Annotated in this window: 13 protein-coding genes and 1 pseudogene; 8 read left to right on the forward strand and 6 right to left on the reverse strand. The window is 60.8% G+C overall.

Translation table 11 applies throughout. From position 1 onward, the window contains the following. The 4 genes and pseudogenes from AC2FNC_RS18170 to AC2FNC_RS18185 form a co-directional block, all read left to right on the forward strand. Window positions 1–134, forward strand: a pseudogene (locus tag AC2FNC_RS18170) (thioredoxin-disulfide reductase); the annotation flags it as partial. Window positions 135–137: 3 nt separating this feature from the next. Next, complete coding sequence (locus AC2FNC_RS18175; protein WP_496716163.1) at window positions 138–587, forward strand: RES family NAD+ phosphorylase; 450 nt, start codon at window positions 138–140, stop codon at window positions 585–587. A gap of 80 nt (window positions 588–667) precedes the next feature. Next, window positions 668–2,359 (forward strand): adenylate/guanylate cyclase domain-containing protein, encoded by a 1,692-nt coding sequence (locus AC2FNC_RS18180; RefSeq protein ID WP_496716164.1) that lies wholly within the window; start codon window positions 668–670, stop codon window positions 2,357–2,359. A 196-nt stretch (window positions 2,360–2,555) separates the two neighbouring features. After that, window positions 2,556–4,274, forward strand: a complete 1,719-nt coding sequence (locus tag AC2FNC_RS18185) for a bifunctional sulfate adenylyltransferase/adenylylsulfate kinase (RefSeq protein WP_480519148.1) — start codon at window positions 2,556–2,558, stop codon at window positions 4,272–4,274. Window positions 4,275–4,375: 101 nt separating this feature from the next. Here the strand turns inward: AC2FNC_RS18185 and AC2FNC_RS18190 are convergent, their stop codons facing one another. From AC2FNC_RS18190 to AC2FNC_RS18200, 3 genes are all read right to left on the reverse strand, one after another. Then, window positions 4,376–5,263: a PhzF family phenazine biosynthesis protein gene (locus AC2FNC_RS18190; RefSeq protein WP_496716165.1), complete on the reverse strand. Its 888-nt coding sequence runs from the start codon at window positions 5,261–5,263 to the stop codon at window positions 4,376–4,378. A gap of 93 nt (window positions 5,264–5,356) precedes the next feature. Then, complete coding sequence (locus AC2FNC_RS18195) at window positions 5,357–5,581, reverse strand: DUF1150 family protein (RefSeq protein WP_480475477.1); 225 nt, start codon at window positions 5,579–5,581, stop codon at window positions 5,357–5,359. Window positions 5,582–5,586: 5 nt separating this feature from the next. Then, window positions 5,587–6,000, reverse strand: coding sequence for an Hsp20 family protein (locus tag AC2FNC_RS18200; RefSeq protein ID WP_058275530.1), 414 nt, complete (start codon window positions 5,998–6,000; stop codon window positions 5,587–5,589). Between the two features lie 163 nt (window positions 6,001–6,163). On the opposite strand from AC2FNC_RS18200, the gene AC2FNC_RS18205 reads away from it, so the two are divergent. The 4 genes from AC2FNC_RS18205 to AC2FNC_RS18220 all read left to right on the forward strand — a co-directional run bounded on the left by AC2FNC_RS18205 (window position 6,164) and on the right by AC2FNC_RS18220 (window position 8,772). After that, complete coding sequence (locus AC2FNC_RS18205; RefSeq protein WP_209504778.1) at window positions 6,164–6,388, forward strand: YdcH family protein; 225 nt, start codon at window positions 6,164–6,166, stop codon at window positions 6,386–6,388. Window positions 6,389–6,464: 76 nt separating this feature from the next. Beyond that, window positions 6,465–6,950, forward strand: a complete 486-nt coding sequence (gene purE / locus AC2FNC_RS18210; protein WP_496716167.1) for a 5-(carboxyamino)imidazole ribonucleotide mutase — start codon at window positions 6,465–6,467, stop codon at window positions 6,948–6,950. Continuing rightward, window positions 6,947–7,702: an NAD(P)-binding domain-containing protein gene (locus tag AC2FNC_RS18215; RefSeq protein ID WP_496716168.1), complete on the forward strand. Its 756-nt coding sequence runs from the start codon at window positions 6,947–6,949 to the stop codon at window positions 7,700–7,702. Before purE ends, AC2FNC_RS18215 begins: the two co-directional genes overlap by 4 nt. Before the next feature lie 2 nt (window positions 7,703–7,704). Continuing rightward, window positions 7,705–8,772: a 5-(carboxyamino)imidazole ribonucleotide synthase gene (locus AC2FNC_RS18220; RefSeq protein ID WP_480475473.1), complete on the forward strand. Its 1,068-nt coding sequence runs from the start codon at window positions 7,705–7,707 to the stop codon at window positions 8,770–8,772. A gap of 65 nt (window positions 8,773–8,837) precedes the next feature. Here the strand turns inward: AC2FNC_RS18220 and AC2FNC_RS18225 are convergent, their stop codons facing one another. Genes AC2FNC_RS18225 through AC2FNC_RS18235 form a run of 3 tightly spaced genes read right to left on the reverse strand, consistent with a single transcriptional unit; the run spans window position 8,838 to window position 11,640 of the window. Beyond that, window positions 8,838–9,989 carry an alpha-D-ribose 1-methylphosphonate 5-triphosphate diphosphatase gene (locus AC2FNC_RS18225; RefSeq protein ID WP_496716170.1) on the reverse strand — a complete coding sequence of 384 codons (1,152 nt, stop codon included), beginning with the start codon at window positions 9,987–9,989 and terminating at the stop codon, window positions 8,838–8,840. Continuing rightward, a complete protein-coding gene (locus AC2FNC_RS18230) occupies window positions 9,986–10,759 on the reverse strand; it encodes an alpha/beta fold hydrolase (RefSeq protein ID WP_496716172.1) in 774 nt (257 codons plus the stop codon). Before AC2FNC_RS18230 ends, AC2FNC_RS18225 begins: the two co-directional genes overlap by 4 nt. A 29-nt stretch (window positions 10,760–10,788) precedes the next feature. After that, window positions 10,789–11,640, reverse strand: a complete 852-nt coding sequence (locus tag AC2FNC_RS18235; protein ID WP_480475467.1) for a DMT family transporter — start codon at window positions 11,638–11,640, stop codon at window positions 10,789–10,791. Window positions 11,641–11,904 lie beyond the last annotated feature (264 nt).

Below are 11,904 nucleotides of genomic sequence, written 5' to 3' on the forward strand. Positions count from 1 at the left end.
CCGAAACCTCGATCCCCGGCGTGTTCGCGGCAGGCGATCTGACCGACCATGTCTATCGTCAGGCGGTAACAAGCGCAGGAATGGGCTGTATGGCGGCACTGGATGCCGAACGGTTCCTGGCCGAACAGGACTGATGCATGCTTGAATTCTCTGGCCCAGTCTGGAGAATTCTGTTTGCGTCGCAGGCAGCGACCCCATTGCTGCCTGCCCGCGCGCCTGAGGGGCGCTTTCATCATTCCGGACAGTTCGCGCTTTATGCCTCGCTCAGCGCCGAGGGCGCTTCGGTCGCCATCCGGCGCTACGTCTCGGGGGATGATCCCGACCGCGTGATACAAAGGTTTCTGGTGGAAAACGCGCGGTTGGTGGACTACCGCGGGCAGACGGCTGTCTCGGTGATCTGGCAGGATAATCGTGCTATGGGGGTCCCTTCGCCGACATGGGCTTTTTCGGATAATGCGCGGGCACTGAGGGCGGACGGCTTGATCTACAGCTCGCGCACGCGCCCCGACCTCAGCCATCTGGTGCTGTTTTGTGCGGACAAGATATCAATTCACTCCCAACACCCTGCCACCCACTGGCAGGCTTAGATTTGCACCCGAAGCCTTGACCTGACCGCGAACGTCCCCGCAAAGTCCAACCACGGCGAACAGCGATACAGGTGGTATTCTTGAAGAGCGCATTGTGGCGTGGCGGTTGGGCAACCCGGCTTCGGATCGGCAGCGGGTTGGTTCTGTTTGCTTTCGCTTTCTTCCATTTTATCAACATCGGGATGGGCCTGTTTCACACCGATTATCTGCACGGGATGCAGGACGGTCGAACAGCGGTGACGCGGCATATCCTTTTGAGCGTGCTGCTTTATGCGGCGCTGTTCACGCATGCCGGTCTGGCGCTGACCTCGATCGCGCAGCGCCGGACCCTGCGCATGCCGTTCAGCATGGCGTTGCAGGTGGTTCTGGGTCTGCTGATACCATTGCAGCTGATCTCGCATGTCATCCAGACTCGGGTCGCGCACGAGATCTATGACGTCAATGACGAGATGGGGTATATCATCATCCTGATGTGGCCCAGCACCGTGATATGGATGCAAAGCGCGTTGTTGCTGATCGTCTGGGTGCATGGCTGTATCGGACTGCATATGTGGCTACGGCTGACGAAATGGTGGTCCAGCGCCGTACCCTATCTGATCGGTGTTGCCGTCTTCATCCCCATGTTCGCTTTGGCCGGTCTGCTGACCGAGGGTCGCCGCATTTGGATGGATTTCGCAGATGAGTTTTTGCGGGAACAATATATCGAGCATTACAACTGGCCCTCGCCCGAGGCGTTCCAGACCATGTTCACCGTCAAGGACAATGCCCTTCTGGCGTTCTGGCTGGCCTTGGCGGCCACGGGTCTTGTGTATATCGGGCGCAAGCTGTGGCGGCGCAGGCATTCGGTGCGGGTGAGTTACAGCAGCGGGCCCGAGGTAGATGCCGAAAAGGGTATGACCCTGCTTGAGATTTCGCAGGCACATGGTGTGCCCCACGCGGCCTTGTGCGGCGGGAAGGGGCGCTGCACCACGTGCCGCGTCATCGTTGAAGAGGGCGCCAGCGCCCTGCCCCCACCCGGCGATGTCGAGGCCCGCAGTCTGGCCGCTGTCGGCGCCTCACCGCAGACAAGGCTGGCCTGTCAGATCCGCCCGACGGAACCGACCACCGTTTTCCGCGTTTTTCAACCGGATGGCGGGCGCATCCGCGGGCATGCCAGTCAGGGGCAGGAACGGAAACTGGCCGTGCTGTTTCTGGACATGCGTGGATTTACCGCTCGCACGACCGGTCAGTTGCCCTATGACATCGTGTTCCTGCTGAACCGGTTCTTCGACGCCGTTGTTCCTGCCATCACCAAGGACGGGGGTGTCGTGGACAAGTATATGGGTGACGGGTTGCTGGCGGTTTTCGAAAAACCCGATGCAGCAGCATCCGCCAGCGCTGGGTTGAAAGCTGCGATGGATATCAGCCGTGCCCTCGACCGGTTCAACGAACGGCTTGAGGCCGAGGGCAGCCCTGGCATTCGGATCGGAATGGGCCTGCACCTTGGGGATCTGGTGCTGGGCGAGATTGGCGCGCAGGGACATGCCGCTAGAACGATCATCGGCGACGCTGTCAATGTGGCCAGCCGACTGGAAAGCGAGACCAAGGCGTTGGGGGTCGAACTGCTGGTCTCGCAAGAAGTGTTGACGGCTGCGGGCATGGACCTGCCGCCGGAGGGTATCCGGATGTTCCAGCTGCGCGGCGTTGCCGATCCGATTCCCGCCCTGCCAGTCACTCGCGCGTCCGGGCTTGCGCCACACACGCAAAAACAGGAACAGTCATACTTTGCATGATCGGATTATCTACGCCCAGGGGAACCAGATCATCATTTTGATTTCAGAGTTGGAAATTCCTTCCAATCCGCGAGAAATCAGCGCATATCGTCCTTTGTTTCATTGACGCCAGTGGACTTCGCGCGACAGTCGGTGCAAATGCCCCGAAAACGCCCTCGAATCACTGGCAACACAACACTGCGATAAGAGTATTCAGATGACGATGTTAAGCAATCTGGCCCCCATTCCCGAACTTTATGTGTCGTACGACTCGGCCCAGAAACTGAAGGTTGAAGCCGCCGACCTGACCAGTTGGGATCTGAGCCCGCGCCAGATCTGTGATCTGGAACTGCTGATGAATGGCGGTTTCAATCCGCTCAAAGGTTTCCTGAGCGAGGCCGATTACGACAATGTCGTTGAAAACATGCGTCTGGCTGATGGAACCCTGTGGCCGATGCCCATCACGCTGGACGTCAGCGAAGATTTTGCGGACAAGATCGAACTGGGTCAGGATATCGCGCTGCGTGATCAGGAAGGCGTGATCCTGGGTACCATGACGGTGACCGACCGCTGGACCCCGAACAAGGCGCGCGAAGCTGAGAAGGTTTTTGGCGCCGATGACGATGCCCACCCGGCTGTGAACTATCTGCACAATGTGGCGGGCAAGGTCTATCTGGGTGGCCCTATTGTTGGCATCCAGCAGCCCGTTCACTATGACTTCCGCGGTCGCCGCGATACACCAAACGAGCTGCGCGCCTATTTCCGCAAACTGGGCTGGCGCCGGATCGTGGCCTTCCAAACCCGCAACCCGCTGCACCGTGCGCATCAGGAGCTGACTTTCCGCGCTGCCAAGGAAGCGCAGGCCAACCTGCTGATCCACCCTGTCGTCGGCATGACCAAGCCCGGCGACGTGGACCACTTTACCCGCGTGCGCTGCTATGAGGCGGTGCTGGACAAGTATCCCGCATCCACCACCTCGATGAGCCTGCTGAATCTGGCGATGCGCATGGCTGGCCCGCGCGAGGCGGTCTGGCACGGGCTGATCCGTGCCAACCATGGCTGCACCCATTTCATCGTGGGCCGCGATCACGCGGGCCCGGGCAAGAACTCGGCCGGTGAAGATTTCTATGGCCCCTATGACGCGCAGGATCTGTTCCGCCAATTCCAGGATGAGATCGGCGTTGAGATGGTCGATTTCAAACACATGGTCTATGTGCAGGAACGCGCGCAATACGAGCCGAATGACGAGATTCTGGATAAGGACAATGTCACGATCCTGAACATCTCGGGCACCGAACTGCGCCGCCGTCTGGCCGAGGGCCTGGAAATCCCCGAATGGTTCAGCTTTCCCGAAGTTGTGGCCGAGCTGCGCAAGACCAAGCCGCCACGCAGCCAGCAGGGCTTTACCGTGTTCTTCACCGGCTTCTCGGGCTCGGGCAAATCCACCATCGCCAACGCGCTTATGGTCAAGCTGATGGAGATGGGGGGTCGTCCGGTCACGTTGCTGGATGGCGATATCGTGCGAAAAAACCTGTCATCCGAACTGGGTTTCTCGAAAGAGCATCGCGACCTGAACATCCGCCGGATCGGCTATGTGGCATCCGAGATCACCAAGAACGGTGGCATCGCCATCTGCGCCCCGATCGCACCTTATGCCACCACACGCCGCGCGGTGCGCGAAGAGATCGAGCAGTTCGGTGCCTTCTGCGAAGTGCATGTTGCGACCACCATCGAAGAGTGTGAGCGGCGCGACCGCAAGGGTCTGTATAAGCTGGCCCGCGAGGGCAAGATCAAGGAATTCACCGGCATCTCGGACCCGTATGACGTGCCTCAGAACCCCGAGCTGCGTGTCGAGACCGAGAATGTCGAGGTCGACAACTGCGCCCATCAGGTATTGCTGAAGCTGGAAAGCATGGGCCTGATCGCAGCCGGCTGAATCTGATGAATGAAACGAAGCGGCCTCCGGTTTACGGGGGCCGTTTTTGTTTTGACGGGGCTGAGGTGTTTGGGGACGTCGCCGGGTGTGAGCCGGTTCGTTTATTGCGCGGTCTCTGGCAGGTCAACCTGCCCGCGCATCAGGATATGCCCCTGACCGGCAACCCTGATCCCTGTCATCGCGTCGGCGGGTCCAACGCGCGTGACCACGGCCTGACCGGGGCGGCCCATATCGTGACCCTGTTCCGCAACGAATCTGTCTTTGGTCATTAGCCCGTATCTCCACAGATAGGCCGCCATGGCCCCGGTGGCGGACCCGGTAAACGGATCCTCGGGCGGGCTGGGCGGGGCCATAAGCAGGCGCGAGAACGTATCGCCCGCATCGGTGGCCCCTTGGAGCGTCACGAGGAAAGGCTCGGCCATATCCGAGCCGGAATACCCTGCCCTCGCAGCCACTTTCCGCAGCGCGCCCTCGGACAGGCGGGCCGCGCGCAACGCGTCATGATCGCGCAGAACGGTGATACAGAAGGGCAAGCCGGTTGAAACCATCCGGGGTGGCGAGATGATGGCTTCTTGCGGCAGGCTGATCGCCTTTGCCACCAGATCGGCAGGCACATGCGCACCAAATTGCGGTGCGACCTGCGTCATTTCGATCTGGTCGCCCTGCAATCCGATCGAAACCAGACCCGCGCCGGTTTCCAGCGTCAGATTATCGCCGGAGATCATACCGCGCGACCGCATCGCCGCTACGGTGGCAATCGTCGGGTGCCCGGCAAAGGGAATTTCACGGCTGGCCAGAAAATACCGGACGCGGATGTCGGCCACGTCGGACGGGCCGGTGAATGTGCATTCGACCAGAGAGGTTTCGCGCACATATGCCATGCAGACCTCGGCCGAGAGACCCGCGCCGCCATGGACCACGGCACAACCGTTGCCGCCAAATGCACGATTGGTGAAGGCGTCTACCCAGTCGAATTCAAACCAGCTCATGCAGTCGGCTCCGTTACAGGTTAAAAGCGGCAGTTTCGCCGATGCGCATGTGTTGCGGGCAACGTTTCAGCCCCGCCCGGGCTAAGGGGCCGTTCAGTGAACGGCCACAGGTGACAGGTCGTGCTGACGGGCCAGAACGAAAGCCAGCTTGCGGTCGGCCACAAGCGCTAGTTGCTGCCCATCGGAATCGTGCACGGCATAAAGGTGATCCAGATCACCTGCCTGATCGCGCAGATCACGCGGCAGATCGGCAACGTCGACTGTTTTCACATAGACGATACGATTGCCTTCGGTGTTGATTTCAATCGGTGTATTCATAGCTCTTACCCCTTCCGTATATTGATTGTCTGAACCACGGTTTCCGGCACGGCGCGGGTCAGATCCACATGCAGCAGACCGTTTTCCATAATCGCCTCGCCCACCTCGACCCCGTCGGCCAGCACGAACATGCGCTGAAACTGACGCGCCGCGATGCCACGGTGCAGGAAGATGCGCCCCTCGCTGTCGTCGCGCTGACGGCCCCGGATCACCAGTTGGCGATCCTCGATGGTGATCGACAGATCCTCTTCGGCGAACCCGGCCACGGCAAGGGTGATGCGATAGGAAAAGTCCGAGGTCTGTTCGATATTATAGGGCGGGTATCCTTCATTACCGGCCTTTGCAGACCGTTCCAGAAGGCGTTCCAGCTGCTCGAACCCCAAAAGATGCGGGTATGAGCCAAGAGTAAGTTTCGACACGTATTTTCGTCCTTTATTGTCAAAGCGACGTGGTGCGCGGTCCCGTTCCGGCAACCGCTTGTTATAGAATATGGGAAGAAACCAGGATGTCCACAAGGTCTGGCGCGATAACGTCTGACACACTATCTTGTTGGGCAAGCACCACAACAAGCCCGAGTCGCCAATGAACGCGCCCACCGACCTTTCGATGAAAACCGATGAAGTTCTGCGGGTTGAATTGGAGGTTTTCCGCCGCCAGCACCGCGACCTTGATGAAGCGATCGAGGCGCTGCATGAAAAAGGAACGGCTGATCAGTTGACCCTTCGGCGTCTGAAAAAGGAAAAACTGCGCCTGAAAGACTTCATCCGCCTGATCGAAGACCGCCTGACCCCCGATATCATTGCCTGAACACCCTGTACCGCATTGCCACAAAAGCGGATTTGGCTATAGTGCGCGCTCTTTCTGAGCGCGGGGACGTAAGCGGATGAGCGATGTGACAGTGGGGATCATCATGGGCAGCCAGTCGGACTGGCCCACGATGAAGGAAGCCGCAGATATTCTGGATGAACTGGGCATCGCTTATGAGGCGCGTATCGTTTCGGCCCATCGCACCCCGGACCGGTTGTGGGACTATGGCAAGACCGCCGTGTCGCGCGGGTTGCAGGTGATCATCGCGGGCGCAGGTGGCGCGGCACATCTGCCGGGCATGATGGCCTCGAAAACACGGGTACCGGTGATTGGCGTGCCTGTGCAGACGCGGGCCCTGTCGGGGGTGGATTCGCTGTATTCCATTGTGCAGATGCCCAAGGGATTTCCCGTGGCGACCATGGCAATTGGGTCCGCTGGCGGGGCCAATGCGGGCCTGATGGCGGCGGGCATTCTGGCCTTGCAGGATGAGGTCCTGGCCGCGCGGCTGGATGCCTGGCGCGAGGCCTTGTCAGCCTCGATCCCCGAGGAACCGCAGGGATGAGCAGAATCGGGTTTATCGGCACCGGGCATATCGCCGCGCCGATTGCGCGGCTGATGGCCGCCAAAGGGCATGAGATCAGCGTGACCGAACGCAACGCCGAGGTCTCGGCCGCCCTGAAGGCCGAACTGGGTGTGGCTATCGCGCCGCCGCAGGCGGTGATTGACACCTCGGACATCGTGTTTCTGTGCCTGCGCCCGCATATCGCGGCCGAGGTTCTGACTCCCCTGACCTTTCGCGCCGATCAGCAGGTCGTGTCGGTGATGGCGGCCGTTTCCGCCAAGGATTTGGCCAAGCTTTGCGCACCGGCGTCGGATTTCGTGCAGACCATCCCGCTGGGGTTCTTGCAGTCCGGTGGCTGCCCGATGGCGGCATTTGGAAATGACCGCTTGCTGGCCGAGCTGTTCGAGCCGGAAAACCCCGTGGTCAAGGTTGCGGATGAGGCGGCGCTGAACGCGCATTTTGCAATTTGTGCCATGGTTCCCGGCATTCTGGATTTGATGGCCACCGGGGCCAAATGGCTGGGTGACATGACCGGCGATGCGGACGAGGCCGAGTTCTATGCCACTCAGTTGATGGCTGGTTTTCTCGCCGCGATGGAGAAAGGCACAGCCGGGCGGTTGGCACAGGAGCGCGACGCTTTGGCGACCGAAGGTACTCTGAGCCTGCAGATGACGGGCACCCTGATCGAACAGGGCGCGCATGAGGCGCTGAGAGCGGCGCTTGGTGCAATTGGAAAACGTTTGGAGAATTGAAGATGGCGGAGATGCTCGCCCAAGGTGCGGTGATCGGGATTCTGGGTGGCGGCCAGCTGGGCCGGATGTTGTCGGTGGCGGCCTCTCGGCTGGGGTTTGTCAGCCACATCTACGAGCCGGGCGCAAACCCGCCTGCCGGACAGGTTGCGGATCGGGTAACGACAGCGGCCTATGACGATGTCGACGCCTTGACGGCTTTTGCCGATGCGGTGGACGTCATCACCTATGAGTTTGAGAACATCCCGACCGAGGCGCTGGATATTCTGGAAGCCCATCGCCCCATTCGCCCCGGGCGTGAGGCATTGAGGGTCAGTCAGGACCGCCTGACCGAGAAGACGTTCCTGCAGGGGCTTGGCCTGAAAACGGCCCCGTTTGCGGATATCACCAATCTGGATAGCCTGAATGCGGCTATCGAAGTAATCGGCACGCCTGCGATACTGAAGACCCGCCGCTTTGGCTATGACGGCAAAGGGCAGGCCAGATTGCGCAGCCCCGGGGATGCCGAGGCCGCGCTGGCCGACATGGCTGGCGCGCCTGCCGTTTTGGAGGGGTTCGTTGATTTTTCGCACGAAGTTTCGATCATTGCTGCGCGCGGGCTGGACGGTCAGGTGGCCTGTTTCGACCCGGGTGAGAATGTGCACCGCGATGGCATTCTGCACACCACCACCATCCCCGCCCGCCTGTCCCCTGCCCAGCGCACCGATGCCATCCTGCTTGCGGCCAATATTCTGAACGCGTTGGAATATGTCGGTGTCATGGGGGTCGAACTGTTCGTTACACCCGGCGGGCTGATCGTGAACGAGATCGCGCCGCGCGTGCATAACTCGGGCCACTGGACGCAGAATGGCTGCGCCGTAGACCAGTTCGAACAGCACATCCGCGCGGTGGCGGGCTGGCCGTTGGGCGACGGGCAGCGCCACTCGGATGTGGTCATGGAGAACCTGATTGGCGACGATATGGACCGCGTGCCCGAGCTGGCGCGCGAACGGGACGTCGCACTGCATCTTTACGGCAAGGCCGAGATCAAGGCCGGTCGCAAGATGGGACATTTCAACCGGATCAAGCGGTAGAATATCGCGCTACGGCGCGATGCCTTCGGCGAGAGTATTTGGAAAAAGGTGAAGCTGGTCTGGTTTCACCCCACAAAGCGCGACGCGATATCCCCTGACATATAGCTGACGCGCCCGCCCGCCAGTGTCGCGGCAACCCGGTGAGTGGTTGCATCAAGGATTACCAGATCGGCGCGTTTGCCCGCGGCAAGCGTGCCCCGGTCCTGCAAGTCCAGCACCCGCGCGGGGCCGGATGAGATCAGCGCCCAGGCCCCTGCGAAATCCAGCAGCCCGGTTTTGGCCAGCATCAACGCCGCGCGGCGTGGACTGGGATAATGGTAATCCGAGGCCAGCGCATCACAGAGCCCCATCGCGATCAGCTCTACCGCGCTGGCGTTGCCCTTATGCGAGCCGCCGCGGACCACATTGGGCGAGCCGAGAATGACGTGATCCCCGGCAGCGCGCGCGGCCTCGGCGGCCTCAAGCGTTTCGGGAAACTCGGCAATGTGCACCCCTTGGCCGCGCCACCAAGCGCGCGCCTCGGCAGTTGCGTCATCGTGGCTGCCCAGACGCACGCCCATGTCCGCAAGCTTCGAACAAAGCGCTACAAGCGCCGCCGGAACCTCAGCCTTGCGGGCGTGCATGTCGAGCAGCATCTCAAAATGTGCCTCCGGATTTCGCCCGGCCTTCAAGGCTTGCCCGGTCAGGCGCGGTGGTTTCTTGCCCTGTGCCAAACGATCATGCGGCAGGTGGTCATTGAAGACCACGTATGGCACCTGCCAATCGGCGATGCGACGGGCCAGCCCGTCGAAATCCGCGAGCATATTGGTCTCGAACCGCAGTTGCGGGATCAGATCGGTGACCGTGCTGCCCTTGACCGCTGCGATGGCCGCAAACACCTGCGCGGCAAAGTCCGGGCCGCGCACACCGCCTTCCCAGCTGTAAAACTGCGCCAGAACGGCTGTGGTGATGCCGTTGGCGGCCAGTTCGGCCTCGACCGACAGAATGCCCTCATTCATCTGCTTCATCGCGCCGCGACGTGGGGCGATATGGCGTTCGAACCCATCGCCGTGCAAGTCGACAATACCTGGCAGAACAAGAAACCCGGTCAGGTCAATCCGCCGCCCGGTTGCGTCTTTCTGAATGACCCCATCCGCAAAGGAAAGCTCCGCGCGTGACAGCCCTTCATCCGGTAGCAGAACCTCGGCACCGGTCAATGTCAGATCCAATGTGGTCATTCTGATGGCTCCGGCCCCGGTTCCGAGCAATTTTGCCCGATGCAGATCTCGTCTATTACGTCCATCACACCATCCAGCCAAGTGATCTGCGGATCAAACCGACCAAATTCGACGAAGTGCAAAGACTGCGCCATGACCTGCGGGTTGTTCATCATGAAGGTGTGGGTCACCGGCAAGACGAGATGATCGGCCATGCCTTCGACCTTGGTGGATTCGACCGACACTTTGCCATCGTCAGGACCGTCGATCAGAGACGAAAACACGAGGTTCAATGACTGGTCACCTGCGATGACACCCAGTTCGAAATCCACGGGCGGCAGGCGGCTGGGAATACCATCCGGGCCCGTACCCAGTTGAAGACCGGCCGGACCGTTTAGGTATCCGAACACCTCCCACGCGCTGAGTTCATCGACCAGTTGGCTACCCTGATTGGGCGGCCCCAGCATGACGACACGGCCCATGTTTTCAGGGCTGTGGTCCTGCAACCAATACCGCAACAGGATGCCGCCCATCGAATGTGCGACAACATTGACGGTATCAGTACCGCAGGCTGCAAACGCTTGCGGGATGGTTTGTTCGGCCAGTTCGGGGATACCGATTTCGGTCGATGGGTAACCCGGGCGCACCACGGAATAGCCATTCGCTTTGAACAGTTGCTCCATCACGCTAAACGACGCCTCGGTCCGGGCAAGACCGTGCAGCAGAACAACGCATTTCGCGTTGGCCACGGCCGGAATAAGACAAAGAAGCAGAGCGATCAGAATTCTCATACCCGCCAGATAAAGCCTGTGCGCCTGCGTTAAAAGCCCTTCCCGCGTTGACGTCGCAGGACAGCCAGCGCGATACCGCCCAAAACCAGCGCCGCACCAACAAGCAGCCGCACACCCGCGCTTTCCCCCAACAGCACCACGCCGCCCACAATCGCGATCACCGGCACGCTGAGCTGAACGACTGCCGCCGTCGAAGGTGCCAGCCGGGGCAGGACGCGATACCACAAGGCGTATCCCAGACCAGATGTTACGCCACCCGAAAGGGCCGCGAGGAGATAGCCCATTCCGGTCATGTGCCACTCTGCCCCTGTGGCCATCAGGGCCAGCGCGGTCACCGGCAGCGCGACGATGAAATTCGCTGCCGTGCCCTGCAATGCGTCAGGCTCGGACCGTCCGGCCAGTGAATAGGCCGCCCAGCCGATCCCGGCGGCAATCATCAAAACGGTTCCGGTTGGATCGACCTGCACTGTTCCTGTGGGCCACAGGACACAGGCCAGACCACCCAGTGCAATCGCTGCCCCGGCCAGTTGCCGCCGGGTAGGTTTGGTCCCGGTAAGGGCGTTGGCGGCGAACATGGTGATCTGCACAACGGCAAAAAGGATAAGCGCGCCCAGCCCCGCATCCAACGTCAGATAGGCAATGGAAAACCCGATCATATACAGGGAAAGCGACCCGGCCCCGATGAACCGCCTGCAGGTGCGCAGCGGCAAATGTCCTCTGCGCAGCACAACCAGTGCGGCCAGAACCAGCGCCCCCGCCAGAACCCGGATAATGGCAAACCCCGCGGGATCACTGGATCCGCTGTCGATAGCCAGCCGGTTCAGAATGGAGTTCGCCGCAAAGGCGCACATGGTCAGGGCGGTCAGAAGGAACAGTCGCATTTCAACCACATACCGACTTGGCGGCAGGTTGGACACTCACAATTCGGGCACACGCGGAGCTGCCTTCATCTTTTCCAAAATACTCCCGCCAGAGGCGTGGCCGCATTGCGGCTATCAGGAACGAAACGGGGCCGCCAAAAGGCGACCCCGTCCGTTAGCACTTTGGCTTCCCCTCTCGACAGCTTGACCTTGCAGCCAAACGCCTGTCAGGGGTCGTCAGAATTCGCCGAGGCGAATTCGACGTGCTTACATCATGCCGCCCAT

The sequence above is a fragment of the Ruegeria sp. BHSA123 genome (assembly GCF_059613425.1).